The organism is Microbacterium sp. NPDC006705, from assembly GCF_044903545.1.
Lineage (GTDB): Bacteria > Actinomycetota > Actinomycetes > Actinomycetales > Microbacteriaceae > Microbacterium > Microbacterium plantarum.
In genome coordinates, this window is the sequence record NZ_JBJDQQ010000008.1 from 1 (window position 1) to 25,693 (window position 25,693).

Sequence of the window (25,693 nt, forward strand, 5' to 3'; positions counted from 1 at the left end):
GTGATGTCAGGCCGCTCTAGGGCCGCTCCGTGGCCTCCTGACTTGGGCTCTGGGACTAGCTCACGCTGGGCATCCGCCCCCGTCTAGGCCCCCTTGGTGACCACGGCGGCGGATGAGCCGGCAGACTCCCCCAGCTACCGCACTACCGCCCCCGGTACTCCGGTACTTGTTCGCGTTCTTGGCCTGCTGCTGCATGTGATCCCCTCTGCTCCCGCCCCCAGCCCCGAGCACCGACGGGATGGTCTCGTAGCCTCGTGGTGTCACTCGCCCACGGGCTGCCCTGGCGAGCTGCACCCTCTTGGCGGGGTCGCGCGCAGCGAAGCGAGCACGGCCCCGCGCCGGGTCCAGCGCCGCGCTGGCCTGGGGGTGCGGGGGGCGGAGCGCCCCCGCTTCCTACCGGGTCCGGGCCTCGTGGTGGGATCGGGTGCATGAGCATCCGCGTGTATGAGGGTCCGGCCTTCGGTGCGCCGGCCGATGTGTCCTCGGCCCGGTACGGGCGTGAGCCGCTGGTGCGGGTGGCGCTCCCGGACCGGGAGGACGTGGACGCGATGGCGTGCCGCTGGTCGGCCTCGCATGTGCTCGTGTCGTGGCAGGACGTGCCCGGTGGGCCGATGCTCTCGGCGTGGGTGCCTGCGGGGTGGGTCGAGCGCATCGAGCTGGACGTGGCGCGGTGGCTTCCCCTTCCGGGGCGCGATCCGATGCCGTGGCTGGACCATTAGGCCAGGCTGCGATCAGACAGGATGGGAGATGCGGACGGGGGAGGGCTTCGCCTGGTCGGGTCCGGCCCGGCCCCTGCACGCGCTACGGCCCCCGCCATGCTGGCGGGGGCCGTAGTCCTGGGCGGTTAGACGCGGCGGTTGTGCATGGTGCGGACGTGGTAGTCCTCGGCCATGTCCCGGATGTAGCCGATGCCGCGCCGTTCGGGTCCGTCCTTGCCGTCCAGTCCTTCACCGCCGGGCCGGTCGAACTTCGTCATCTCGTAGACCTGGTGGATAACTTCGCGGAGTCCGGCTGCGGTTTCCAGCTCCGTGCTCTCGACAGCCAGTGCTCGCGCTCGACGGGCCAGCTCGTCCCACTGCTCGGCGGTGCTGTTCGTGGTCATGTTTGCTGCTCCTCTCGTGTCGCACCGGACTACCGGCGGCGGTAGTCCGGTACAACGGTATTCAGTCGGCGGGGTAGACGGTTTCCAGCGCCTCGATGATGAGTGCCTTCATGCTCGTGTCGTCCTGTAGTGCCTTGACTCGGAGCCTTTTGTGCAGCTCGACGGGTAGGTCGATGCTGGTGTTCTTCACCTCGCCACCGGGGGCGGTGGTGAACGCGGCGCGCATGTCCGGGGCGGGGGTCGTGCTGGCGCGGCGGCGCTTGATAGCGGGCTTGGGGGTGCTCATTCGGCGCTCATCTCCTCGATCTCGGCGGCGAGCTGCGCCCACGGGGCCAGCAGCTCGGCCGCGCGGCGGCTGGTAGCGGTCGGCCATGTACCGGGCATCCGCTTGTAGTCCGTGCGGGCGGGGATCGTGGTGGCGAAGTGGGGCACGCCCTCGTCGTCCAGGGCCTCGATGGTCTCCGCGAGCAGAGTGGTGCGGGGGTCTACGCGGGCCAGCAGCACGACGGCGGGCACGGACTGCCCCAGGGCGTCCACGGTGGCCCACACGCGGGAGACCTCCATAGGGGCGGGCTCGGCGGGCACGATCACGAGGTCTGCGCGTCCGGCGGCGGCGGACTGCGTGCCGGGGTCGCCGGGGGGCGTGTCGATCAGCAGCACATCGGCGGCGGTACTGCGTCGGCTCAGGCTCGCGCGGTTCATGGTCTGGAACTGGATCGGCAGGGCTCCGCCGTGGGCCTGGGTGGCGTCCTCCACCCATTCCGTCGCGCTGCGCTGCGGGTCCGCGTCCCACACCTCCACGGTGCGCCCGGCGGTGTTGAGCGCATGGGCGAGCAGCATGGTGGTCGTCGTCTTGGTCGTACCGCCCTTGGTGTTCATCACGGCGATGGTGAGTGTGTCGCTGGTCTGGCTCACGGGGTTCCTCCGGTCCTTCTTGGCTTAGGACTGCGGCGCATGTCTGCGCCGCCCCTCCCAGTGTAGTACCGGAGTACCGGCCCACACAAGTACCGGGATACCGGGATACCGGCGGGCCGCGTGTGCTCGGGGCCTCGGTCGATGGTCGGCTTCGTGGGGGGGGCTGCCGCCGCCCCCCACACCCCCGGCGCCAGGGGGCCACCCCCTGGACCCGGCTGCGCCGTCCGTGCTCGCTGCGCTGCGCGCGGTCGGCGCTAGATGGCTGTGTGGGCCTCTGGCGGTGGGCCGGCTGACCGGGGGCGGTTCAGAGGATCACTCGCCTGTTCGTAGGGATGGGGGAGGGGCAGGAATGAGGTGAGGAGGGAGGAGCTGGGGCCGTTGAGGGGCAGGTGTCGGTCACTCGGGGGTGTAGGTGCCGGATCGGACGCGGGAGATGGTGCGGAGGGACACGCCGTGCATGGCGGCGAGGTCGGCGTTCGAGATGGTGCCGGCGGCGGCTTCGATGGCGGTCACCTGCTGGTCGGTGAGCACGCGGCGGCGTCCGCCGTTACGGCCTTGGGCGCGGGCGTGGGCCAGGCCCTCGTTCGTGCGCTCGATGAGGAGCTGCCGCTCGTACTCGGCCAGGGCGGACATGACGTTCACGACCATGCGCCCGGCGGCGGTGCCGGTGTCGAGGTCGAGGTCGAGGGCGCGCACGCGCACGCCTGCGGTGTCCAGCTCATGCAGCGTGGTGAGGGTGTCGAGCATGGATCGGCCCAGCCGGTCCAGGCGGGTGACGGTGAGGGTGTCACCGGCGCGGAGGAAGTCGCGGGCGGCGGCGAGTCCGGGCCGGTCGGCGCGGGCACCACTGGCCACGTCCTCGAAGACGCGAACGGCTCCGAGTTGGTGCAGTCGCTCGCGCTGCTCGGCCAGGCTCTCGGCCTGGCTGGCGGTGGAAACGCGCGCGTAGCCGACGACGCTTGTCGGCTCGGGAAGGGCCGGCTGCTCGGTGCGGGGGCGGGTGGTCATGGGGTGATCCTCTCGCGTGGTCAGGACAGGACAGGGACGGCGCGGCGGTGTCGCTCGGCTGCGCGGCGCTCGGCGTTGGCCGCGCGGATCGCGTCGAGGGCGGCGCGGGCCTCGGCGGGGATGGTGCGTGCGGCGGTGCGGCGGGCCTCGGCCGCGCGAGCACGGTCGGCGGCGATTTGGGCGCGCACCTGGGCGTCGTGGTCGCGGCGCTCCTGCGTGAAGGATCGGGCCGGGGTGCCGTCCTCGCGGGTCCAGTGGGCCAGGCGGGCGCGCATCCATGCGTCGATCCGGCCCATGCCCTGCGCGGCCTGCCAGTGGCGCGTGCCGTCCGGGGTCCAGTCGAGGGCGTGCTGCACGTCGGCCACGGACCATCCGGCGAGGACGAACGGGCGGATGATGCTGGCGACATGAGCGGTGGACACATCACGGGTGTCTGGGGCGTGCTCTTGCAGCGTCATCGCCATCTCGTGAAGGCGAGTCCGCATGGCTTGGCGGGTCAAGTGCCCCCCCTCGTCCTGGGCCACCGTTGCGTGATGTGACCACAGCGGGGCTTTCCGCTGGGCTCGGCAGGTGTGCCATGCGGAGCGCGAAGCGCGACGCCTGTTCATCTCCTGGGCCGCGAAGCGGCTCCGCTCTGAAAACTCGTCCTCCCGCGCGCGCACGTGGTCTTCTCCAACCCCTAACGGGGGAGGGGTGAAAGATGTATCCACAGACTCGTGTGCGGCCTCGGCCTCGGCGGCGTAGTCCTGCGGCGTCTTGGGGACCGTGAAGCCGTACACGGGGGCCTCGTTGTGGTCCTTCTGGGGGGTGTGCTCGGCGCGGCGTCCGCCGGCCACGGTGCACAGCAGTCCGGCCTCGTGGAGCCGGTGGAGGTAGTTGGCGACGGTGCGGCGGGTCATGTCGGCCAGCACGGGGCGCAGACGCTCCCAAAGCACGAGCACCGTGCAGACTCCGCGGCTATGGCCCTGCATGGTTGCCAGGTGGTCGATGAGCGCGTGCATGCGCGCGCGCGCGTCACGGCGCAAGCCGTCGATGAGCGGATGGGCCTTGGCCTCGCGGGACCACTCCGCGACGTGCTGCGCGGGGCGGGTGCCCTCGGGCACAGCGGCCAGGAGGGCCGCGCGGGAACGCTCGCGCGTGCGGTTCACGCGGCGGACGCGGTACGGGGTCGCGCCGGTGGCATCGTCACGCTCGGCGCGTGCTCGCTGGATCGCGGCGCGGCGGCGGGCGGCTGGGTGTGCTTCCCCGGCGGACCTTGGTATCCTAGGCACGTCGAGACCTCTTGGTGATGTGCATCGTCAGGGCTTTCGATATGGGATTCCGCCGAAGTTTGGCGACAGGGGCGGAATCCAGGCTTGAACGGTGGCCTCCCTGGGCAGGGGGGCCACCGCTTTTTTATGCGGTTTTGCGGGTGTCCTGCTCGAACGGCAGGGGGTCGGTGGAGGGGTTGGGCAAGTTCCAGCCCTCGGGGATGCCGTGCTCATCCGGGGTTCCCGAGAGGGCCGCGCCTTCGACAACCGCCCACATGGGAAGGCCGGTCTGGTCAGCAATCTGGTCCAGACGTTCCTTCACTTCTGGTCGGACGCGCACGTGCAGCTGCACAGTGTCGGTGCCTCGCGGGCGTCGCGGTGTGGTCGTCATGCGACCCATGGTACCGGTACCGGGGGCGAGGTGGGAATAGGTGTGTGTGGGCATGTCACTCGGTCGGGGATGCCGCCGTAGTGCGGTCGGTGTAGGTGTAGTCGTTGATCTTGGTTGGGTCGTCCGGGTCGAAGGTGAACGTGTAGTACCGGATGGGCGTGCCGGCGCGGGGCAGTGCGCTTCCGTCTGGACGCTTCCAGCTCCAGGTGGCGCGCACGGCCACACCGGGGGTATCGGCTTGCGTGTTGAGACTGACCACGGGCTCGGAGGTGGCGTGCTCCTCGGCTGCGGCCGTCCACTCGGCCCCGCTGCTAGGCCGTTCAGGGGTGATGACGCGGGCGGCGCGTTCGTCGGTCATCAGGTGGCGGGCGCGCAGCTCAGCGTGGGTCTGGGTCGCGTCCTCGGCTGGGTTCCAGGTCGTCATGATGCGGGCGGCTTCCAGCGCGATTGCCTGCTGTTCGGCGGTGACCTTGGGGTGTGCAGCGTGCTCGGGGGTGGCCGGCTCGGCGGTGGCCGTGGCGGGTGCGCTTGTGGTGAGCGTCGGCAGCGGCTCGGGTGCTGGCTCCTTGGCGGTGCAGCCGGCCAGGGCGAGGGCGGTCAGGGCGAGGGCGGCGGCGTGGCGTTTCTTCATCACTGGTACCTCAGCGGGACGTTATGGGACAGGAGGATGGGCTCGGGGTCTACGGGGGTGCCGTCTTTGAGGATCATGAAGTGCAGGTGTCGGCCGTTGGCGTCGCCCGATTGGCCCTCGGTGCACAGGGGCGTGCCTGCGGCGACGGTCTGGCCGGCGCGCACGCGATGGCTGCCCTCGGCACAGTGCAGGTACTTGAAGCCGATGCTGGGGTCATCGGGGGCGTGACCGATCACGGGGAGGCCGGCGTCCCAGTTGGTGCTTACCTCTGTGATGACCAGATCGGTGGCTGCCACCACGGTTCCGGTGCCCCCGCTGGTTGCCACATCCAGGCCGTTGTGGTTGGCAACGTAGTCCGCACACCCCACGCCTTCGACACACCCGCGATAACCGAACGGGCTGGTGACCCACGAATCGGCCAGGGGAAGAACCCACTTGCCGGAACCGACCTCTCCGATCACGTCTCCGCCGGGGATCGCGCAGCTGCCGGACCCGGCTTGGGCTAGAGACATGATCTGGCGGACATAGTTCACGGTCTCCTCGATGGGCGGGATGCCGCCGTACTGGAGCACCACGTTGTGCCCGGCGTTGTAGCCGGCCAGGGCCAGTTCGATGCGCTCCTGGTCGCTGTTGGCGAGGTGGCCGACCAACCGCTGCTGCTCGGCCATATAGCGCCCCTGCGCGTCAATGCCGGCAAGCGGGTCGTAGGGGTCGGCCCCGTTGCCCCAGGCGTCCCAGGTGGAGGGGATGAACTGCGCGATTCCTCGCGCACCGGAACTGGGCTGGTAGGCCCTCGGATCGAAACGGGACTCGGTAAACAGCTGGGCGGCGATGACGCCTTCTGGCAAGTTCGCAGTCTTCGCGGCTGCGGCGATAGCGGCCTTGTGTTCCTCGGGCACGATCATCTGCTCACCGTTTACAGACGCACCACAGGAGACTAGGGCGCTCTTCTTCTGCTCATCCTCTGCCGCCAGGCTGATGATGAACAGGGGCGTGAGGATCACGAGGAGGAGCAACGCGCCGGCGACGGCAATGAGCTTGCCCTTGGAATCGTCCATCGGGGGCCTTTCAGGCGCGGGGGGCCGCGTAGAGCACGGTCTGGTCGAGCGTGGGGGCGACGATGTAGGCGGCTCCCTCGGTGATGACTCGCGGGGGCACGTCCGCATCGGTGAACGTGCGCCACGGCGTCGGAGAGGCGTCACGTTTGAGTCTGAGGGTGGCCGGCTGACGCTGGTGCGTGCCGTAGAGGGTGGCCCCATCTGCGGCGGTGGCCGTGAAGTCCTCCAGCACGCGCGCGAAGGGCTGCGCTCCGGTAGAGACCAAGACGGAGCCCACAAGCAGCAACGAGCTCCCCAGATCGCGGGTGCGGGTCTTCTGGTCGATGCGCTCGGGCACGGCCTTGTCCATGAGCACAGCTCCATCGGCCGGGCGGATCAGGGCCAGGCGGCTGCCGCCCCTGATCCTCCACGCGGTGAGCACGGTTTCCGGGCCGGTGGCCCACACCGCCACGGGCGTCTGCGTGGGGGCATCGGAGAGGGCGAGGCGGTGCTCACCGGTCTTGGAGCCCTGGGCGTCGAGGTGGTCAACGCGATCGGCCCCGATGGCGTGCAGGGTGCCGTCAGCCTGCCGCAGACCGGCACGGGTGCCGGCGGGGATCGTGATGCGCCGGGTAGCCATCTGCGCGGCTGGCACATCCACGAACCAATCGGGTAGCTCGATGAAGGGGGCCGGGCCATTCAGCTCGGCCCGGAATCCCTGCTCGAGCCGGTAGGTCGTCGGGGCCACGGGCGCGCCGGCCACGGGCGGGGCGGTCAGTGACCAGATGCTCAGCTGCGTGGCCGTGGTGACACCGATGCAGTCCTGGCCGTCCCAGGTGATGCGGCGGGCGTCGTGGATCGCGTCGGGGGCGGACGCGCCGGCCCACTGGGGTTGAGCGGTGTCAGGGTGACGCAGGGTGAGCACTCCGTCATCGGAGACGGTGCCGATGTGGCCGCTAGAGAGCACGCACACGTCAGCGGATCGGCCTACGGGGATGGACCATCGCGCGCTACCGGAGAATCCCGGTGGAGGGGCCACGGGAACCTGCGCGCCCGCGCCCGGCACCTGCCAGGCCGGCGGGGCCTTGGGGGCAAGCAACCGGGGGAGGGCCAGAGCTGCGCCACCGCCGGCGGCACCGAGCAGCGCCAACGCCCCGCCTCCCAGCAGCAGACGACGCCGGGTCAGCCCGGTGCGGGTTGCGGTCTCCTCGGGCGGGGTTGTGTCGTAGGTGTCCCCGTCAGCGGTGACCACCATGCGCCAGGCGTCATCTCCAGGGGTGGTCACGCGCACTCGCACGGCCTCCAGCTGGCGGGCCGCAAGCTGGGCGACCACCGCGTCGATACCGGCGTCGCGCAACTCCTGGCCGGGTGCCCGCTCAACGGGCGCCCCATCCAGCGTCACCGTCTCCGCGGCTTCGTCCAGGTGCAGGGTCAGCACCGGGAACGGCGGCACCGTGGCGGGGTCGAAGCCGGGATCGGCGGGCAGTGAGTTAGGCATCAGATTCCTCGATCCCATCGGCCGTGACCAAGAAATCTCGCAGATCGGCCTTCCTCACCCGCCGCAGTCGCTCGCCCAGCACCAGGGTTTTGAGCCCTGCCTTGTGCTGCCAGCGCAGCACGGTGGCGGTACTGACGCGCAACAGGTCGGCGATCTCCTCCAGAGTCAGCACCTCGGGCAGATCGGCAAGCAGCTCGTCCACGGCGGCAGCGTCGTTCACAATCACTCCTCTATAGTCCATGCGGGAAATAAGCGAGTCAAGCGACATATGGCCTACTCGCTACAGGCCAGACTTAGACGACATGCGTTGCATAACGAACACAGAACGTCTAACCTGGCATGTAAAGGCTAGAGGAGGAGTGCATCGTGAGCAGACGAACAAACCCGTTCGTGAAGCGGGAGGCCGCGATCACGCAGCTCCCGGAGGAGGCAGTGCTGCACGACAACCTGCTGGGAGCGCGACTCATGGAGAGCGGCCCGGCCTCGCCCGACGCTCTTCCTATCTCACCAGAAGACGTGGTCTCGAAGACCTGGCCAAAAGTACAGATTTCCGCGATTCCTGAGAGCCGCATCACAGTGATGGGTCTACACGGAGGCGCGGGGGCCTCGACGCTGGCCGCCCTGATGGGTGAGGGCGTGGGCGACCACGGCCAGGCATGGCCTGAGCCCCCTGACGGCCAGGCACTCGGGGTCGTGGCGGTGTTCCGTAGTCACTGGCGCGGCTTGGAGGCCGCAGACCGCTTCGCGGAACAGTGGGCCGCTGGGATGCTTACCGGCTCCGTCCTGCTCGGGCTGGTCATCGTGGACGATGGCCCCACACTCTCGGATGGCCAGCGCCGCGCGATGAAGCGCCTGCTGAAAATGACTCCCCGGGGGACGCGTATCCCCTGGGTGGAGGCGTGGCGACACGCCTCTCCTGACTCGGGGCGCATCCCGGGTCGTATCACCCGCATCACCCGCGCGCTGCATCAGGCAGCGGCGGATCTCTGAGAAAGGACAGCCTCGTGCTCTTCGAGACTGCAATGACCGTGGCCGGCAACATCCCCAACATCACTCCTGAGCAGCCCCCGGGCACCGATGGCCTCACCACGGCCCTGAACTGGCTCTCGTGGATCGTCATCATCCTGGGTGTGGCCGGCTTCCTCGTCTCGGCCGGCACCCTGGCCTTCGCGGCCCTGACGGGACGCGAGTTCAACAGCGGCAAGGGCCTGTTCCTGTCGATCATCGTCTGCATCCTCGCCGTCTCCGCCGGCGTGATCTTGCAGACCTTCATCTGAGCACCCGCCCCTAGAAACCACGGATCGGAGACCTGAGATGGCATCGACCGACGACACCCCAACCGCTTCGCCGTTCGGCCGGCGCTGGATCATCTCTGGAGCTGTGGTGCTCCTGGCCCTGGCCCTGGCCGTGTTCCTGGCCGTGCGCGGCGGGGCGGACAAGCAGCCGGCGGATTCTCCCGCCGCTGCCACGTCCGCCCCGCCTTCCGCCACGGGTGAAGCTGTGGCGACGCCCACGGCCACCACTGCGGCATGCAAGCCGCCGAGGACGAAGGACAAGGACATCCCCACGGAGGCCCCGGCCGTCTCGTGGGAGCGCCACCCCTCTGGCGGCGTCGTGCCTGTGTCCAAGGAACACGGCCCGACTGCACGGGAGGGCGACGCCTGGCGGTGCAGCTCGCGCACCGCCAGTGGCGCGCTCATGGCTGGAATCAGCCTTGTCTACAACTTTGCTACGGGGGATAAGTCCTCGGCGGTGGACGGCCCGAATCGGGAGAAGCTGTTTGCAGAAGGCCAGTACGGATCAAACACGGAGTTCGGGGTCGTGGAGGGTTACCGGGTTCTGCTCGTCACCGAGAATGAGGCTGAAATCGAGTACCTGCTTTCTGGCGCGGGTGCGCTTGGGGTTATGCGGGTGCCGATGGTGTGGGATACGGAAAGGCAGGATTGGGCGCTGGATAGCTCCTCGAATGATCTGAGCGTGACCATCGTGCAGGATCGCGACGGCTTCACGGCCTGGCGGTGACGCTCATGGCTGCCCTTGTACCTACTCTGTCTGCGTCCATCTCGCCGGTGGCGTCTTCGGCGGCCAGCGGTCCACCGGAACAGTGCTCTCGCCTGGACTTCGTTTGCAAGGGAAAAGACGCGATTGGGGACGCGGCAAAGGGGCTTGCTAACGAGACTATTACGAACTTCGTGGAGAGCATCGTTGAAGGCGCGGTGAACATTTTGCGCCAGATCGGGACGTGGTGGATGTCCGCCCCGGGGCCGTATTTTGACAATCCTATTGTCCAGGACATGCGGGATAATCTCTCCTGGTTCGTCTGGTTCTTCGGCGTGGTCGGCTTCCTGCTCGCGCTGGGTCGGCTGGTGGTTACCGCCTACACCTCGGGCTCGATCCGCGAGGGTCTGGTCTCCATCGGCGCGCTGTTCCTGAACATCGTGCTCGCCACGGGCGTCTACATCGCACTGATCCCGATGCTGCTCAACGCGGGTGACTCCGTGGCGACGTGGCTCCTGGACCAAGCGACGGACAACGCCGACTTCGCCACGTTGGCGCAGCCGATGGCAGCAGAGGCGTTCCTGGCGTCCCCGGGCACCGCGTTCTTGCTGGCCCTGTGCCTGTTCATCGGCGCTATCGCCAACTTCCTGATGCTGATGCTCCGCAACGTCCTGTTGCTGGTGCTGATCGTGGTCCTGCCGGTCATCGCGGCCGGTTCGAACACGGAGGCCGGGCGGCAGTCGTGGCGGAAGGCTAACGCCTACTTGATCGCATGCCTGCTCATGAAGCCTCTCACCGCCGCAATCTACGGCTTCGGATTCATGCTCTTGCAGGACAGTGGGGAGGACTTCGGGCAGGTCATCGCCTCCTCGATCAGCGGCATTCTGCTCTTGCTCATGGCAGCTCTCGTGCTCCCGACGCTGGTCCGGTTCCTCTCGCCCGTGGCTGCCACGGGGATGAGTGGTTTCTCCGGCGCGGGCCTGATCGGGGCTGGCGTGGGCGTGGCGGCTGGTGCAGCGATGATTGCCGGCGCGGGAGGCGCGGGCGCGGCGGCTATGGCTGGCGGTGCCTCTCGCGCGGGTGGCGGCTCTGGCGGCGCTTCCATGGGCGGCGCTGGTGGTGCCCCGACGGAAGGCACTGGCGGGACTCCTACGGGTGGAACTGACTCGGGGGGCACCACGGCCCCCGGCGTGACTTCGTCCGGCACGGCCTCGGCCCCCACCACGGCCTCCGGCACCAGACCCTCGCGTATGGATTCGGGAGGCTCTAGCACCCCCGGCACCAACCGCTCCGACAACGGCGGCGGGGGCCGCGCGGACGCCCCGGGCGCCGGGGCCTCCGAGGACAGCGGCACGGACTCGGCCCCCACCACTGCCGAGGGCGGCGCAGCTGCCGCCGGAGCCACCGCCCCTGCCGGGGACGGCGGCAACGGACCCACGGACGCGCCGGGCTACACCGGACCCACCGGGGCCACCGCCCCCACGGGCGGCGCAGCTGCGACTGGTGGCACCCCTACGGGCAACGGCAGCCGTCCGGCACCTCGGCCGCGCAAGACGGCTGGCCGCATGGCGGATGCGGCGCGGCAAGCTGCTGAGTTCCGCGCCACCACGGCGGGCCTGGACCCGTCGAAGATGATCGACGCCGAAGAAGGGGACGAGTCCTGATGAGCACTGCCACCCGTGAGCCCCAGCAAGGCGTGTTCGGGAATCTGACCGTGCCGCGCCGCTCGGGCCTGTTCGGCCTCACGTTCCTTCAGTCGGCGGCGTTGATCCCGCTCGTACTGCTGTTCATCGCGCTGATCGCCACGGGCCGGTTCCTGGTCGCATTCGTATTGGTCGGCTTCACCGGCCTGGTCATTCTGCTGATGAGAATCAAGGTGCGCGATGGGCGCACGGTATTTGGGAGGGTCGCTGTGCGCTGGAATCAGAAACGCAAGGAGAGGGCGAAGAAGGACATTTATCTCGCCGGCCCGACGGGGGCCGGCACCCCGGACGGGGCCACGCGCCTTCCCGGACTCATGGCCCGCTCGGAGCTGAGCGAACACGCGGACGCCTACGGCCGCCCCTTCGGCCTGATCCGGCTCTCCTCCCGCGACGTGCATCACTACACGGTGGTGTTCGAGGCGTACCCGGACGGCGGGTCCCTGATCGACCCGGAGCAGCTGGAATCCCGTGTGGCTCATTGGGCGAACTGGCTCACGCAGCTGGGCCACGATGAAGGCATCCGGGGCGCTCAGGTGTGCATCGAGTCCTCACCGGATTCAGGGTTCCGTGTGCGGAATCTGCTGGAGACGAACCGACACGAGGGCGCACCTGAGTTCTCGGATGCGGTAGTGAACGAAATCCTCGAGACGCACACCGTGGGCGCGCCGCAGCTCGTCGCGCGCCTCTCGGTCACCTTCGACGGCCGGCGCCTGGACGGCGGGAACAAGGATCGCGGCGTGGCCGAGATGGCAGAGGAGATCGGCAACAAGATCCCGGAGCTGACTGCGAACCTGGCGGGCACGGGCGCGGGCAACGTGCAGGTGTGCACGGCTCAGAACATCGTAGATTTCACGCGCGTTGCCTATGACCCCACCGTCGCCCCGATGGTGGAGGAGATGCAGGCCAACGGTGCGGGCACGGGCCTGTCCTGGGAGGAGGCCGGCCCCTCGTTCATGGTCGATGGCTTCGACACCCTCCAGCACGACCGCGCGTTCTCGCGTTCGTGGACGATGTGGCAGGGCCCTAACGGGCACTTCCGTTCCAACGCGCTCTCGCGGATCGTGGAGCCCCAGGCGGACGTGCTTCGCAAGCGCGTCACGCTGCTCTACCGGCCCATCCCCTCGGCGCGGACCTCGGCGCTGGTGCAGCAGGAACAGAAGGATGCGGTGTGGGCAGGCTCGCAGTCGCGTTATGACGCTCGCGCCGCCCAGCGTCAGGCAGCGGCGGCGAAGACCGCCGCTGAGGAGGCTCAGGGTGCCGGCCTGGAGCGGTTCGGCCTGATCGTCACCGTCTCGGTGCGCGATGAGGAGGAGCTGCGGTTCTGGGATCGCCAGGTGCCCGCCTTGCTCACCCCGGCCAAGCTGCGCGTCCGCACGGCCCTGGCAAATCAGGCCGTGACGTTCCAGGCCGGTATGCCGCTGGGTCTCGTGCTGTCCGACCACATGCTGATCCCTGAAAGCATCCGAAAGGGGATGTGAGACATGAGCACCGACGAGATGACGGTCAATGAGGCCCCCGGGTCGCCGCTAAGCGCACGCGACGAGCGCGCAGAGCTGGGCCGACGCAAGCTGATGGAGGGCCTGACGCTTTCCAAGCGTGATCTGCGCCGGCTGGGGCGTTTGGAGAAGCGCCAGCGCCAGGCCGCGCAGAAAGCCGAGAAGGAGGCCCAGCGGCGCGCTGGCGGGGTGTGGCAGAAGTGGGCGGAAGCTCGCGCGTTCAACGCCTCCCGCCCCGGCTCTCGGGGCTGGAACCGGCCTGGCGGAGCGCCGGCGACCGTCCTGGAGGATTTGTTCGAGGTACAGGGCTCGGCCGTGCAGGTGTGCGGCATGTTCCCGTTCACCGCCGGGGCGGGGCTGCCCGTCGTCGGCGTCCCGCTGGGCTACCACCTGCGCCGCCGCTCCCTGGTATGCGCCGATCCGGTCTCCTGGTTCACCTCGGGCATCATCTCCAATCCCTCCGCGTTCGTGCTGGGCCAGCCCGGGCTTGGCAAGTCCTCGCTGGTGCACCGGATCATCACCGTGCTCTCCAACTGGGGCGTCATCCCGCTGGTGCTGGCCGACTCCCGCCCTGACTATGTGGAAACGATTCAGGCCCTGGGCGGGCAGGTGATCGAGTTCGCCCCCGGCAAGGGCCACATCAACCCGATGGACTTGGGACCGACCGTCGCGCAGCTGCACCAGATCGCTGACCCGGTGGCGCGGCGGGAGGCGGTGGAGGAGATGGCCTCGCGCCGTCTGGCCCAGCTCAAAAGCATGGTCGCCATGATCCTGGGCCGGGCGCTAGCCCCCCATGAGGCGTCCGTGCTCACTCAAGCGGTCCACATGCTCGACCCCGAGCTGCGTACACCCCCGGTCATCACCGACCTGACCGAGCTGATCCGCTCCCGCCCCGAGGAGCTGCGCAACATCGCGCTGACCTACGAGGACGCGGCCGCGTTCGATGCGCGCGTGCAGAACCTGCTCGATGCGCTGGTGTCCCTGGGCCCCTCCGGCCCCTACGGGACGCTGTTCTCCGAGCCCACCAGTGAGCACTTGCAGCCCGGCCGGCCGGCCGTGTTCGACATCTCCGCGGCCAACAAGAACGACAAGATTCTGATGGCGGCCATTCAGTCGTTGTGCTGGAACATGGGCTCGGCGGCGGTCTCGGCGGAGAAGCACATCGCCAACGCGGCCGGGCGTCGGGCCCGGACCTACCTGCTCGTGATGGATGAGCTGTGGCAGGTGCTGCGCGCCTCCGGCGAAATGGTGTACTTCGTGGACACCATCACCCGCCTCAATCGCGGTATGGGCATCGGGCAGATCATGGTCACCCACACGATGAATGACCTCGTGCTGCCCGAGGAGCACCTGACGCAAGTCGCCTGGGGCTTCGTGGAACGGTCCGCGATGGTGTACCTGGGCGGGCTGGCCGAGCGCGAGATGGGCAACCTGAAAGACGTGTTCGCACTCACGCGGGCAGAAGCCTCCCAACTCTCGGACTGGATCGGTGAGGCCCCCGTGGACCCGCAGACCGGCACGGCCGGCCTCCGGCCCGGCGCAGGGAACTTCCTACTCAAGACCGGCAAGGAGCCGGGGGTGCCGTTCCATACGCAGCTGACGCGCGCCGAGATACCCAAGACCAACACGAACCGAATCTGGAAGATGCGGAATCTTGATGTTCTCTGATCCTCGTGCGGGCCGGCGCGCTCAGCCGGGAATGGCCGACACCGGATGGATGGTCGCCACGGGCGCACTGTGCGTGGTGCTGTGCTTGGCCGGCGTCTGGGCCGGGGTGGGACTGCTCACCGCTGGCGCGCCGGCCGGGGCCGGGCTGCTTGACGTGGTGATGCTCCAGGCTCGGGGCCAGCTGCCGGTGAGCGTCTGGCAGATCGTGGCCCTCGTGGGCGCGCTCGTGCTGCTGGCCCTGCTGGGTGTGGCCGGGTGGAAAGTCATGGGCGGTGGTTCGAGGTCGCGCGTGGACCACCTGGGCCGGTCCATGTCCCGGTCGCGCGATTTCAGGGAGATGACCGGCGCGGCCGCGACCAAGGACGCTGCCCGTCTCCACGCGGACGCTGCGGGGCCAGGCGTGCCGCTGGCGAAGCTCACCAACGGCGGGCGGATGCTCTATGCCTCGTGGGAGTGGGTGCAGACCTGGATCATGGGTCCGCGCGCGGGCAAGACCACTTGTGTCTGCGTGCCGCAGATCGTGGAGACCAACGGCCCGGTGCTGGCGACCTCCAACAAGCGCGACATTGTGGACCTCACGCGCGGGCCTCGCTCGGAGAAGGGCGTCGTGTGGGTCCACGACGTGCAGGGGATCATCGGTGAGCCGGCGTCGTGGTGGTGGAACCCGCTGACGTTCGTGAGCTCGATGATGCGCGCCGAAGAGCTCACAGACGTGTTCGTGTCCTCTGCCACGACCACGGGGGCGCAGGCGGACGCTTATTTCGAGTCGGACGGTAAGAGGCTGTTGGCGCACCTGTTCTTCGCCGCCGCCGTGTCCCGCCGGCCGATCACGGACGTGGCCCGCTGGGCGCAAGACCCCGAGGACGACTCTCCGGTGCGTGAGCTGCGCGCTGCCGGACACGGCCAGCTGGCCGAGTCCCTGGCTCAGATTCAGGGCCTCACGCCCAAGCAGCGTGATGGTGTCTACGGCACGATGCGCCCGTGGGTGAACGTGCTCACTTATGACTCGGTGATCCCGTGGATTCGGGACACCGGGGAAGTCGGCCGGCCTGAGTTCGATCACCGCCGCTTCGCGTCCACCACTGACACCCTGTTCCTGATTTCCAAGGAGGGTGCTGGAACCGCGCGGGCGATCACCGGCGCGCTGACGATGGCGATTCTCACGGAGGCCGAGGAGCACGCGGCATCTTTGCCCTCGGGGCGGCTCTCCCCGCCGCTGATGGGCGTGCTCGATGAGGTGGCGAACGTGTGCCGCTGGCGACAGCTGCCGGACGTGTATTCGCACTATGGCTCACGCGGGATCGTGCTCTCCTCGTTCTTCCAGGGCTGGGATCAGGGGGTGGAGGCTTTCGGGCGCGAGGGGATGCGGAAACTTTGGAACGCGAGCAACGTCCGTGTGGCCGGCTCCGGGCTCCAGGACGCGGACTTCCTGCCGTTCTTGTCCCAGGTGGTCGGGGATCGTGACGTGGTGCGCCGCAGCTCCTCCGCCGGGGGCCGTGGCGGACGCTCGGTGTCCACATCGGTACAGCGCGAACGCGTGCTCGACGTGTCCGACCTAGCGGCGATGCCGCGCGGGCGAGCCGTGATGACCACGTCGGGTGCGCCGGCCGCGCTCGTGTCCCTACAGCACTACAGCTCCAAGCCCTACGCTGCGGCCGTGAAGGCGTCCCAGGACCACTACGAGCCATGATGCCGGCGGCTAAGGCGTCCGGCGGGCCCATAGGCTGACGATCACCCAACCGAGCTGGAGGAGTAAGCATGACGGATACGGACAAGACTGACGATCAGAACACCGAGCTGATGGTGCGTGCCATGGTGTATGTCCCCGGACGGGGCCTTCTGAACTTCGATCATGACTACTTGGCTGACGGCATGGCCCGCGTTGGGCTGGATAAGGCCAGGACGGTCGTTTGCTTCACCATCCAGGGCGCTGACCGGAGCCAGAAGTGGGCTCACGTCTACAGCGCGGTGGTCGGTGACGACGCGGCGGACACTCTGCGGAACGAAGGGGCCGTCAGGGTGCCCCTGTCGGTCCAGTTCCAGGGGGGTGGTGCTCTGGTGATCGAGCATGAGGACGAGGGGTTCGTTCGGGCCTACGGGCCGGGCACCTGGGCACGAATCTACCGATCCGATGAGGAGATCATTGAGGTGGAGGGGGAAGGCTCCCCGAGCATCGAGTGAAGCACTCGCGCAGACGAAAGCGCCGCCCCCTCCAAGGGGGCGGCGCTTTCGTGTTCACTCGGTGGGTGGATCGAACCAACCGGGCGGGGCTGGCGCGGCAGGGAACACGGCGGGAACGTCGGTACGGCCCAGGGGCTCGCTGTAGTTCCAGAACGGGCCGTCAGCGGACGTAAGGTGCCCCAGGAGCGGGTAGAAGACGTCGCGGAACCACGTCGCCATGACGCGAGGATCGGGGTCCACGCGGGTCTGTTCCCAGGATCGCCACATCGCTTCGATAACCGATCCTGCTTCCTCGTAGCGCCACCATTGCGGGTCCCATCGGAACCTGTTGGGGTTGCGGCGGAAGTGCGGCAACAGCCAGCCGCTCACCCACTCGCCGGCATGCGCGTAGAAGGTCCGCAGCTCCTGCTCCGTGTCGGATTCTTCGGGAGTCTCCTCGGGGGTCTCCTCGGGAGGCTCGTCTTCGAAACGCGGCATCGCGTTCAGCACGGGATCGGCGCTCACCGGCTCAGCACCTCCGCGCGCTCGGCCTCGGCCTGGACACCCGCTGCTGGCCGCTTCCTCGGGGCGCGCTTCACCTCGGACGGGTTCAGCACATGCGGGCCGTGGGGGAAGGATTCCAGCTGCATACGGCGGACCTTGGACAGCTGGGCCGCTTCGGCTCCAGTCAGATGCGCCACGTCACGCTCCGCGGCCTGAGCCAGATCGTCCAGATGTTCTACCCGCGCAGCGTCGCCTTCGGCTTCGGCTTCCTCCCGCTGGGCGTCCCCCTGTGCTTCGGCCTGCGCGTCCTTCTCATCGGCACGTGCGGCCACGCCTGCGGTGTCCGTGTACGTCTCCGACTCGGGCTCCTGGCCGAGTGCGCGAGCGCGTTGCTCGTCGGTCATCGCGTCGGGGAACTTCTCGGCAATCGCGCGGTCCACGTCCTCATCGCGTCCGATCCAGCCCTGCACGTCCGCCCACGCCTCGGGCATGTCGCGGCCCAGGTTGTCCGGGGCATTCTCGATGGCGCGCAACGCCCCATCCTTCTCCACGGCGCGAATGTCGCCCCGGTCGTTGGACAGGTCGTGCATGACGAACAGCTCGGGGCCGTCCTCGGCCGGCTGCTGCACCTGCGCCGGCTCCTCGGCTACCGCTTCCTGTTCCTGAACCTGCTCGGCGACGGCGCGGTCATCGGCGCGGTCCTGCCGGTGCTGGGCGAAGTAGTCATCGAGGGCATCACGCAGTGCCGCGTGACGCTGCTCCAGCGAAGACGGATGCGCCCGGTTGATCTCCTGGAGGTCGATCCCAAACTCGCTGCGGAGCACATCAGCCCCGTGCATCCACGCCGAACGCGCCGCCGGCTCGTTGCTTCCCAGCGCGGCCGCGACGGCCAAGCGGTCCGCGATGGACTCCGATCCGGCGTGACGCCAGAAATCCCGCGAGTAGAGGTCGTGTTGAACGACGCGCGCGGCGTTGGCGCGCACGCGCGCCTCCTCCGTGCCTGTCCTCTGCACACTCTGAACCTGCATCGCACGAGCGCGCAGCTGGTTCTCCCTCAGCTGCATCGACGCGCCGGTGACCATCCGCACCATCATCCCGAAGTCTTCCGCGATCTGGGATTCATCGTCCATAGCCATGACCGGTCTCCTTCTGCATCTCTCGTGTACCCACGGGGACGGTCGTGCCCGTGTTCGTGGGATCGGGGAACAGCGACTTGTGCGCCCGCTCGGACGCATCCGCCAACACCATGAAGTCACGCACCAACTGAGGACGCACCCCCGCGACGTGCTGGTGCATCATCGCCCGCGACAGGCGGTTGGCCTGACGCACCACGGCCAGCCAGCCACGATCCCGGCCCTTGGCAAAGCGGGCGGTTTGACGCACCCGCCACGTCCCGTTCGGCTCACTGTGCTGGGCGCGGGCGATGCGCTCGGACATGCGACTGAACGGACCGTCCTGCCCGCCTTCGTACTGCACGGCCAGACGCGCGTAGATGGACGCCAACGTGTCCGGGGCGGTGCCGGTCTTGCCGCTCATCATGCGCTCGACATGCACCCGGTGAACCGGGCGCTGCAACCGGGCCGGCTGACCCGGGCGGCGCATCGTGCCATGCAACGCGCTCAGGTACGCCTCCGCCTCCGTGCGCCCCTTGTCTCCGAACCGGGCGCAGATGTTCGGCCAACTCAGCGACGAATCCAGCTTCGACGGTGAGGCGAACACATACTGGCCGTTCTTCGTCGTGTAGGACTCCCCCGGCAACGCGACCTTGTACCCGCGCACCACGTTGCGCGTGCCGCGCTGGAACGACGGGGCGACCTTCACCCCGGCCTCCTCCAACGCCTGCACGTACTCCAACGGGCTGCCGGCCGTCGCCAGCGCCGCGCGCATCTTCTGGCGCAGCGCCACGGGCACCGGCAACGTGTCCCCGGCCTTGCGTGCGCGCTCCTGCTCGGCACGCTTGTACCCGCTCAACGTCTTACCGGCACCCCGGCCCTCGACCACGGCCAGCGAAAACTCCTTCTCCAGCTCGCGGCACGCCTCCTGCACACGCTTGAAGTCGTTGTGCGTGTTCGCCTTCGTGCCGTCCTCACGCACGAGCTGCACCGCAACATGGATGTGATCGTTGCCGTTCTTCGAGGTGCCGTGATGGATCGCCACCCACCGGGAAGTCTTCGCTCCGTCCGGGTCGATGAAGCCCATCTTCTCCACGAAACGCTCCGCGATCGTGCCCCACTCGCTCGCGCTCACCTTGCGGTCATCGGCACGCAACGACAACGAGCAATGCCACACATGGCCGGCGCGTTCACCGACCTTGACGTGCCTCTGCTGCTCCTCGTCCCACTCGGACACTGAGGTCATCACGGCGGTGCCATGCGCGCGGCGCGGACGCTCCAGCTGGTACCCGATTTCAAACGCATCATGCTTGTTCAGCTCCTTGCCCGGCTCGACGCGGAACGTGATCCGCTCATCTCCGGCAACGATCATCGGGCGGGTGTGCTCGTTCGCCCGGCCCGGCCCAGCAAGGTAGTAGACAAGCCCGGCCATGTCCCCGCCTCGGGTGACGTTCGGGATCATGGCCGCGCCTCCACGGACACCTGATCCACGGTCTCCTCCAGACGGCCCAGGCAATGCCGCAACTGAGCCAGCTCCTCGCGCAGCTCAGCGTGCAGAACTTCGCCCGTCGCGTTCGCGTGGCGCGTGAGCTGGTTGATGTTCGTGCCGACCTTAGCGATCTGGTGCTCCACCTTGAACAACGCCGTGATGGTCTCGCGCGCCGCCTGCGGGTCAACGCCCCGCGCTCGCGCAATGCCAGCCTCCACCATGTACCGCTGCACCGTCTTGTTCTCCCGCTGGGCCGCGATGGACAGCTCCGCATTCTCGGCCTCGGTCAGCCGCACAACGCGCCGGACAGCGCGCCCACCAGGCTGGTTCGCCTGTCGCATTCGCTCGGCCATCGCCGCCCTCCTTCCAGCACAGTGCAACGCCACTCGGTCACACCGAGTGTCCCACCCCCCTGGCCCTCGGGCAAGGGGGCAAGCGGCTTAGGGCACCTAAGCCTATAGCTTGCTCCGGCTTGCCCGGTCGGTTCCTCTGGTGCCGGGGCTGACCGGAGCGTGACCCTCGGTTCACAAGCTGGAACGTCATTCGATGCGCCCGAGCATCACCGGCCCTATGCTGGGGCCATGCCGATGGACACGACACACTTCCTGGAAGAAATGCGCCGGATGAACGAGGAGCGCATGGCGGCGGCTGAGCGGATCGCGGACGCGCTTGCGCGCCGCGAGGAGGCTCACGCTGCCGCCGCCGAAGCCGACTCTCAGACGGAGGCGGCGTTCCGTGATGCCGAGCGCGCAGGGTGGACGACGACTGAGCTGAACCGTCTGCGGCCCTCGGACTTGGCCTCACGCAAGCGCAGCACTCGGACGCGCCGGCCGCGCAAGACGAACAGCACGTCGGCCACTCCCGAAACCTCGTCTACGGTGGCACCCACGGCCACCGAGACCGCGCCCGCTCCCGCGCCCGCGACTAACTGAACACACGCTCGGACGGGGCCGGCTGATCGGGGCCAGCATCTACCCGGTGCCCATCGCCTCTAGAGCGGCCTGAAATCCTCTCCCATCACTAGGGCAGCCCAGCGGCCCTATGCGTGCCCACGACGGCTGAGGACGAATAACGGGCGCGGACCACCAACGGTCCGCGCCCGTGGCGTCTGAGCTGCGTCGCTCAGATACGCGTGGCCTCGTGGTGCGCGCGGCACTCCGGGCACCGACACCCGGCGCGCCAGCCGCTCGCCGTGCCGTGTTCTAGGCGCTCGTCGCGTGCATCCAGCAATGCCGCGTACAAAGCGCGCACGAAAGTCTCCGAGCTGCGGCGGTGCGCGGTCACTGCTTGCGCGGTGATCCCCAACTCCGTGAGCACTTCCCGGTACGCGGTGCCCTGCCGGATCGCGTCAAGCAACGACTCCTCCCTCTCGTCCCACCACTGTCGCCGCGCGGCCTCCCGGAACTGACGCGACTCCGCGTTGTGCGCCTCCACGCATGCGACGCAATGGCATCCCGCTCACCACCGTGACGCCGTGCCGTGTGCCGACTGGGCGCTGCGGCGCTCTGCGCGCACATCAAGGGATATGGTGAGGCCCCCTCCCGGCGAACCGGGAGGGGGCCTCGTGGACCTGACGGGACTCGAACCCGCAACCGCCTGAGTATCAGTCAGCCGCTCTACCAATTGAGCTACAGGCAGGATCATCATACCGCTGGTGTCGGCTCAGCGGGGCCATGCACAGTCGCCAAAATGGGTGGGCTGTGGCGCGCGGGATGCGCGCCACAACGGGGGTTAGATGGCTTCTTGCCGGATCGTCTCGACCATCAGCATGTGCATCTGGTTCAACGTCTGCTCGTACAGCACGACGGCCTCCGGGTCGGTCAGTCCACGCATCCGCAGAACGTCCAAAGAATGCATCACAACCGTGTAAGCCGGACGCATGACGGTGGGCCAGTACCCCATCCAGCGGGCACGGTTCAGGGCTCCCATCATGTGCGGCGCGACGGCGAACGGCAGGGCGTCGTCCTCCTCGCGGCCTCCGATGAAGTCGTGGTAGGCGAACCGGGCCTCGATGGTCCCTTCGGCGTCGCGCACTAGATCGACCTGGGACAGCAGCGCTTCGACCTTCGCGCGCGCCCCACCGGGGGCGCGGCGCTTCTCCGCCGTCGGCGTGTCGATCATGGCTTCGATGACCTCGACAGCCTGCCTATCGGCCCCCGCCCGCTGGGCGGCGAGGGCGGCGCAAGCAAGCAGCCAGTTCGCCACAGCGTGATGCGGCACCGTGTACTCGGGATTCGTGCTCTCGGTCATGGTCGTTCTCCGTTCAGGTGGTGGTGAGTGATGCCGGGCGCGATTGGCCTCGCCTGGCTAAATCGGTCGTTTGTGGCGGGCGTCCGGGATGCGACGGGGCGGCGTGGAATGCTCGGCGTGTCGTGCGCCAAATGACTCGCCACAACTCATGCGCCACAACGGGGTGCGATTAGGCGTCTGTGGCGTCCTGAGCCGCGATCAGCGCGCGGCCCTCGTCACGGGCCTGGTACACGCGCGCCTCGGCCCATCCGGTCACAGCCCGCACGTCCGCCGGCTGAGCCTGCCCACCGTCCAGAGCGCGGGCGATGGCGGCGTTACGGGCGTCGTGCGCCGCGCGCTCGGCGTCCTTCGCCGCGCGCCACTCCTCCGCCGCGCGCTGCACGCGGGCCAGCGGGTCGCCGCCGCGCGCGGTGCCCTGGGCTGCGCGAATGGCGGCATGAACGGTGGAGCGGCTCAGTCCTGCGGCGGCGGCGAGCTGCACGGGCCGGCTGCCGGACGCGCGGGCGTCCTGAATGGCTGCGTCCCGCGCGGCGCGCGCCTGCTCGCGGGCGTTAGTAGCCTCATCAGCTGCGCGCGCCGCTCGCTGCATGTCGTGGATGGTGCTGCTGGTCATGGCTGCTGCTCCTAGTTGTGTCGTAGGCTGGCCGGTAGCCGTGGTGATCCCGTTCTAACTGCCACGGCGGTGAGTGCGCCCCCTCCCCCCCCCTCCGGGGGCGTTGCCCCCGCCCCGTCTTGGCCGACTGGGGGCGGGGGCCTTCTCGTCTCAGGGAGCCGGGATCGTGATGATCTTGTCGGGCCGATATCCGGCCCACGTCTCGGCCTCGGTGACGACCACGGGGGCCTGCATGTGCCCCTGCGCCTTGAAGCGGGCCGCGTCGTCCTCGGTCATCGGGCGGGCCGCGTAGCGGATGCCGCGCCTCTCCAGCGCGCGCGTCGTGCTCGTGCACTGCACGCACGACGGACGGGTGTAGACGATGACGGGCGCGGGCTCGGTGGTCATGGGCTGATCCTTTCGCGCGGGGGCCTGCATCCGGCACGTCTCGCACCGGGCGACCTCGGCGGCGGCGTCGGTGCCCACCTGCGCGGCCCACTGCTCGACATGCGCGGGCGTGACGGCCTGCCAGTCGTCCAGGTCCGTGAGGTGGACCAGACGCTCGGGGTGGGCCTCGACGGCGGCTCTGAGGGCCATCCCGCCGTGCGTGACGCACGTGATCCGGCCATCGCGGGCGATCCACAGGGCGGCGGGCTTGGTGGTCTGGGTGCGGGTCTGGGTGGTCATCGTGGTTCCCTTTCGGTGAGTGCTTCCGGGCGGTGGTCCCGCCCGGGGCGGTCGGGGCTTGGCCTCCCCTCTCCGTCCCCTCTAGTGTAGCGCACACTAGAGGGGACGGGCAAGCCTGACAGTCAGAACAGCGGGGCATCCTCGAACGTGCCGGGTGGCGGACCGGCGGGCGGCGGGGACAGGGCCGGGGCCAGCCTCGGGCGGCGGGGCCGGGGTAGGGCGTCCCGGCCTCCTCGTACCTGGGCCAGTGGCCGGCGGGACCACGCCACGCGCGCCACCGGGCGGTCATGTCGCCGCAGATCGGGTGTCCGCGCTCCATACTCTCCGCGTCCGGCTTCATGCCGCTCAGCGGGTGGGGCTTGCCCTCGACATAGAAGGTCAGCAGCTCGGCCACGGTGCCCTCGCTCTCCGGGTTGATCCCGTAGCCGTTGAAGTGGGGGCTGTCCGGGTGCGTAGGGTCTACGCGCTTGTTCAGCTCGGGGGTGTAGGCGGTGCCGTACTCGAATACGCGCGGGTCGCTGTTGTCCGTGATCCACATGGGGGGTCTCCTGGTCTGGCGGGGCGGGCCGGTCGGCCCGCCCGGGGCCGGGGCCGCTTGCGCGGCCCCGGCCCGGGCTCGTGCCGGTCAGTGCTGGATGCGGTCACCCTCGAACACGACGCCGCGCCCGATGTTGACCTCCTGGCACACGCCGCAGTCCCAGTAGCCGCCGCCGTCGTAGTAGGCCACGGCCACCACGTCCCCGGCGTAGTCCCCGAACGTGGCCAGCGGGTGCAGGATCGCGTCGTCCGCGTCCTCGTCGTAGATGTTCAGGGCCTCGGTGTCCCCGTAGGCCAGGTGAACGGCGCAGCAGTCGCCCACGGCGTACTGCACACGCTCCTCGGTGTGGGTCAGCTCGGTGACGGTGGGGGTCTCGGTGATGACGGTCATTGCCGTTCTCCTTCGGTGAGTGCTTCCGGGCGGTGGTCCCGTCCGGGGTGCCGGGGCTTGGCCTCCCCTGCTGTTCTCTAGTGTAGCGCACACTATAGGCAGGGGTCCACTCATTCCGGGAACTTTCTTCGCGTGATTCTGCGGCTCCCGCGTACCGGCTCCGGTAATCCGGTATGGGGCGCTGCTTGTCGTCCTCAGCCGCTCTCACACGCGCCCGCGCTCCGCTGGGCACCTGCTGGCGGGGCTGTGATGTCAGGCCGCTCTAGGGCCGCTCCGTGGCCTCCTGACTTGGGCTCTGGGACTAGCTCACGCTGGGCATCCGCCCCCGTCTAGGCCCCCTTCGTCCGCCGGCTGGAACGTCCGCCGGCAGACCACGGCCCGCCCGTGGCGGACCGAGCCGCGCCCCGCCCGGCTCGCGCCGGGCGGGGCGGGTGCTCACTGCTCCGCGTCGCCCTCGTCCTCGTCCTCGGGGATCGGGTCGGTCTGGCTCACGTCGAACACCGGCACGGTCACGAAACGCTGGCGCGCCTTCGTCTCGCCGTCGCCGTCGCCGTCCTGGCCCTCGGCCTCGGTCGGCTCCGGGGCCTCCTGGGTCATCTCGTCCGGCGCGCCCCCCGTGCGGCGGGCGGTGCTGGCGAGAATCCACAGGGCTTTTTCACCCTTGCGGACGGCGCGCCCCTCGGCCTTCCAGCCCTTGAACGACTTGACAACGCTCGCCGCCGGGCACTGGCCCACGATCAGCGACGCGTTGCGCTCGGTGTAGCCTGTGGCCTCGGCCACGGCGCGCACCTGCTCGGCGACGAGCGGGTCCAGTTCCATCGCCAGCGCCATAGCCTCGGCCACCTCCTTCAACATGGCCCGGCGCTGGGCCATCGCCTCGCGGCGCTCGTCCGCCGTCTGCTGCTTCTTGCGGGTCTTGGTCGCGGTAGTCATTGCGTGTCTCCCTTGGTGAGTGCTTCCGGGCGGTGGTCCCGTCCGGGGTGCCGGGGCTTGGCCTCCCCTGCTGTTCTCTAGTGTAGCGCACACTATAGGCAGGGGTCCACTCATTCCGGGAACTTTCTTCGCGTGATTCTGCGGCTCCCGCGTACCGGCTCCGGTAATCCGGTATGGGGCGCTGCTTGTCGTCCTCAGCCGCTCTCACACGCGCCCGCGCTCCGCTGGGCACCTGCTGGCGGGGCTGTGATGTCAGGCCGCTCTAGGGCCGCTCCGTGGCCTCCTGACTTGGGCTCTGGGACTAGCTCACGCTGGGCATCCGCCCCCGTCTAGGCCCCCTT

The 25,693-nt window shown here is 69.0% G+C and carries 30 protein-coding genes and 1 tRNA gene; 10 read left to right on the forward strand and 21 right to left on the reverse strand.

Annotation, left to right across the window (positions count from 1 at the left end; all coding sequences use genetic code 11):
- The first annotated feature begins 428 nt into the window (after positions 1-428).
- Positions 429-719 (forward strand): hypothetical protein, encoded by a 291-nt coding sequence (locus ACI2K6_RS16630; protein ID WP_396747904.1) that lies wholly within the window; start codon positions 429-431, stop codon positions 717-719.
- 125 nt (positions 720-844) lie between these two features.
- On the opposite strand, the gene ACI2K6_RS16635 is transcribed toward ACI2K6_RS16630, so the two are convergent.
- From ACI2K6_RS16635 to ACI2K6_RS16680, 10 genes are all read right to left on the reverse strand, one after another.
- Positions 845-1,102, reverse strand: a complete 258-nt coding sequence (locus tag ACI2K6_RS16635) for a hypothetical protein (protein WP_396747907.1) — start codon at positions 1,100-1,102, stop codon at positions 845-847.
- A 61-nt stretch (positions 1,103-1,163) separates the two neighbouring features.
- Positions 1,164-1,388: a hypothetical protein gene (locus ACI2K6_RS16640; RefSeq protein WP_020627774.1), complete on the reverse strand. Its 225-nt coding sequence runs from the start codon at positions 1,386-1,388 to the stop codon at positions 1,164-1,166.
- Complete coding sequence (locus ACI2K6_RS16645) at positions 1,385-2,017, reverse strand: AAA family ATPase (RefSeq protein WP_396747910.1); 633 nt, start codon at positions 2,015-2,017, stop codon at positions 1,385-1,387. The genes ACI2K6_RS16640 and ACI2K6_RS16645 overlap by 4 nt, the downstream gene beginning before the upstream one ends.
- A gap of 396 nt (positions 2,018-2,413) precedes the next feature.
- Entirely contained in the window at positions 2,414-3,025 is a 612-nt protein-coding gene (locus ACI2K6_RS16650) for a recombinase family protein (protein WP_396747913.1), read from the reverse strand.
- A gap of 20 nt (positions 3,026-3,045) precedes the next feature.
- Positions 3,046-4,173, reverse strand: a complete 1,128-nt coding sequence (locus ACI2K6_RS16655; RefSeq protein WP_396747916.1) for a hypothetical protein — start codon at positions 4,171-4,173, stop codon at positions 3,046-3,048.
- Between the two features lie 247 nt (positions 4,174-4,420).
- Positions 4,421-4,666 (reverse strand): hypothetical protein, encoded by a 246-nt coding sequence (locus ACI2K6_RS16660; RefSeq protein WP_145992780.1) that lies wholly within the window; start codon positions 4,664-4,666, stop codon positions 4,421-4,423.
- A gap of 55 nt (positions 4,667-4,721) precedes the next feature.
- Positions 4,722-5,297, reverse strand: coding sequence for a hypothetical protein (locus ACI2K6_RS16665; protein WP_396747921.1), 576 nt, complete (start codon positions 5,295-5,297; stop codon positions 4,722-4,724).
- Positions 5,297-6,355, reverse strand: a complete 1,059-nt coding sequence (locus ACI2K6_RS16670; RefSeq protein ID WP_396747924.1) for a peptidoglycan DD-metalloendopeptidase family protein — start codon at positions 6,353-6,355, stop codon at positions 5,297-5,299. Before ACI2K6_RS16670 ends, ACI2K6_RS16665 begins: the two co-directional genes overlap by 1 nt.
- 10 nt (positions 6,356-6,365) lie before the next feature.
- Positions 6,366-7,832 carry a hypothetical protein gene (locus ACI2K6_RS16675; RefSeq protein ID WP_396747927.1) on the reverse strand — a complete coding sequence of 489 codons (1,467 nt, stop codon included), beginning with the start codon at positions 7,830-7,832 and terminating at the stop codon, positions 6,366-6,368.
- On the reverse strand, positions 7,825-8,052 hold the full coding sequence (locus ACI2K6_RS16680; RefSeq protein ID WP_083907997.1) for a helix-turn-helix domain-containing protein: 228 nt from the start codon (positions 8,050-8,052) through the stop codon (positions 7,825-7,827). Before ACI2K6_RS16680 ends, ACI2K6_RS16675 begins: the two co-directional genes overlap by 8 nt.
- 146 nt (positions 8,053-8,198) lie before the next feature.
- On the opposite strand from ACI2K6_RS16680, the gene ACI2K6_RS16685 reads away from it, so the two are divergent.
- The 8 genes from ACI2K6_RS16685 (at position 8,199) to ACI2K6_RS16720 (ending at position 16,878) form a co-directional block, all read left to right on the forward strand.
- Positions 8,199-8,822, forward strand: a complete 624-nt coding sequence (locus tag ACI2K6_RS16685; RefSeq protein WP_396747931.1) for a DUF6668 family protein — start codon at positions 8,199-8,201, stop codon at positions 8,820-8,822.
- A 14-nt stretch (positions 8,823-8,836) separates the two neighbouring features.
- A complete protein-coding gene (locus tag ACI2K6_RS16690) occupies positions 8,837-9,109 on the forward strand; it encodes a hypothetical protein (RefSeq protein WP_233490748.1) in 273 nt (90 codons plus the stop codon).
- 37 nt (positions 9,110-9,146) lie between these two features.
- The gene (locus tag ACI2K6_RS16695) at positions 9,147-9,854 is read left to right on the forward strand and encodes a hypothetical protein (RefSeq protein ID WP_396747934.1); all 708 of its coding nucleotides are present in this window, start codon (positions 9,147-9,149) and stop codon (positions 9,852-9,854) included.
- A gap of 170 nt (positions 9,855-10,024) precedes the next feature.
- Complete coding sequence (locus tag ACI2K6_RS16700) at positions 10,025-11,494, forward strand: hypothetical protein (protein WP_396747937.1); 1,470 nt, start codon at positions 10,025-10,027, stop codon at positions 11,492-11,494.
- Entirely contained in the window at positions 11,494-13,011 is a 1,518-nt protein-coding gene (locus tag ACI2K6_RS16705; RefSeq protein WP_396747939.1) for an SCO6880 family protein, read from the forward strand. The genes ACI2K6_RS16700 and ACI2K6_RS16705 overlap by 1 nt, the downstream gene beginning before the upstream one ends.
- Before the next feature lie 3 nt (positions 13,012-13,014).
- Positions 13,015-14,697: a hypothetical protein gene (locus tag ACI2K6_RS16710; RefSeq protein ID WP_396747942.1), complete on the forward strand. Its 1,683-nt coding sequence runs from the start codon at positions 13,015-13,017 to the stop codon at positions 14,695-14,697.
- Between the two features lie 31 nt (positions 14,698-14,728).
- Complete coding sequence (locus ACI2K6_RS16715; protein WP_404568996.1) at positions 14,729-16,387, forward strand: type IV secretory system conjugative DNA transfer family protein; 1,659 nt, start codon at positions 14,729-14,731, stop codon at positions 16,385-16,387.
- A 68-nt stretch (positions 16,388-16,455) separates the two neighbouring features.
- Entirely contained in the window at positions 16,456-16,878 is a 423-nt protein-coding gene (locus ACI2K6_RS16720; RefSeq protein WP_396747948.1) for a hypothetical protein, read from the forward strand.
- A 54-nt stretch (positions 16,879-16,932) separates the two neighbouring features.
- On the opposite strand, the gene ACI2K6_RS16725 is transcribed toward ACI2K6_RS16720, so the two are convergent.
- Genes ACI2K6_RS16725 through mobC form a run of 4 tightly spaced genes read right to left on the reverse strand, consistent with a single transcriptional unit; the run spans position 16,933 to position 20,315 of the window.
- Entirely contained in the window at positions 16,933-17,382 is a 450-nt protein-coding gene (locus tag ACI2K6_RS16725) for a DUF4913 domain-containing protein (protein ID WP_255845199.1), read from the reverse strand.
- Positions 17,379-18,497 (reverse strand): hypothetical protein, encoded by a 1,119-nt coding sequence (locus ACI2K6_RS16730; RefSeq protein WP_396747951.1) that lies wholly within the window; start codon positions 18,495-18,497, stop codon positions 17,379-17,381. Before ACI2K6_RS16730 ends, ACI2K6_RS16725 begins: the two co-directional genes overlap by 4 nt.
- Positions 18,481-19,935 (reverse strand): relaxase/mobilization nuclease domain-containing protein, encoded by a 1,455-nt coding sequence (locus ACI2K6_RS16735; RefSeq protein WP_396747954.1) that lies wholly within the window; start codon positions 19,933-19,935, stop codon positions 18,481-18,483. Before ACI2K6_RS16735 ends, ACI2K6_RS16730 begins: the two co-directional genes overlap by 17 nt.
- Positions 19,932-20,315: a plasmid mobilization relaxosome protein MobC gene (gene mobC, locus ACI2K6_RS16740; RefSeq protein WP_396747957.1), complete on the reverse strand. Its 384-nt coding sequence runs from the start codon at positions 20,313-20,315 to the stop codon at positions 19,932-19,934. The genes ACI2K6_RS16735 and mobC overlap by 4 nt, the downstream gene beginning before the upstream one ends.
- A gap of 228 nt (positions 20,316-20,543) precedes the next feature.
- Here mobC and ACI2K6_RS16745 point away from each other — a divergent pair, with 228 nt between their 5' ends.
- The gene (locus ACI2K6_RS16745) at positions 20,544-20,894 is read left to right on the forward strand and encodes a hypothetical protein (protein WP_396747960.1); all 351 of its coding nucleotides are present in this window, start codon (positions 20,544-20,546) and stop codon (positions 20,892-20,894) included.
- 190 nt (positions 20,895-21,084) lie between these two features.
- On the opposite strand, the gene ACI2K6_RS16750 is transcribed toward ACI2K6_RS16745, so the two are convergent.
- From ACI2K6_RS16750 to ACI2K6_RS16780, 7 genes are all read right to left on the reverse strand, one after another.
- Positions 21,085-21,396, reverse strand: a complete 312-nt coding sequence (locus ACI2K6_RS16750) for a hypothetical protein (protein WP_396747963.1) — start codon at positions 21,394-21,396, stop codon at positions 21,085-21,087.
- Positions 21,397-21,527: 131 nt separating this feature from the next.
- A tRNA-Ile gene (locus ACI2K6_RS16755) sits at positions 21,528-21,597 on the reverse strand.
- Between the two features lie 96 nt (positions 21,598-21,693).
- On the reverse strand, positions 21,694-22,212 hold the full coding sequence (locus ACI2K6_RS16760; RefSeq protein WP_396747966.1) for a hypothetical protein: 519 nt from the start codon (positions 22,210-22,212) through the stop codon (positions 21,694-21,696).
- Positions 22,213-22,381: 169 nt separating this feature from the next.
- Positions 22,382-22,825 (reverse strand): hypothetical protein, encoded by a 444-nt coding sequence (locus ACI2K6_RS16765; protein WP_396747969.1) that lies wholly within the window; start codon positions 22,823-22,825, stop codon positions 22,382-22,384.
- 150 nt (positions 22,826-22,975) lie between these two features.
- Positions 22,976-23,491, reverse strand: coding sequence for a glutaredoxin domain-containing protein (locus ACI2K6_RS16770; RefSeq protein WP_396747972.1), 516 nt, complete (start codon positions 23,489-23,491; stop codon positions 22,976-22,978).
- Between the two features lie 625 nt (positions 23,492-24,116).
- On the reverse strand, positions 24,117-24,419 hold the full coding sequence (locus ACI2K6_RS16775; protein ID WP_020624033.1) for a hypothetical protein: 303 nt from the start codon (positions 24,417-24,419) through the stop codon (positions 24,117-24,119).
- A gap of 435 nt (positions 24,420-24,854) precedes the next feature.
- The gene (locus tag ACI2K6_RS16780; RefSeq protein WP_396747976.1) at positions 24,855-25,352 is read right to left on the reverse strand and encodes an ArdC-like ssDNA-binding domain-containing protein; all 498 of its coding nucleotides are present in this window, start codon (positions 25,350-25,352) and stop codon (positions 24,855-24,857) included.
- Between the last annotated feature and the right edge of the window lie 341 nt (positions 25,353-25,693).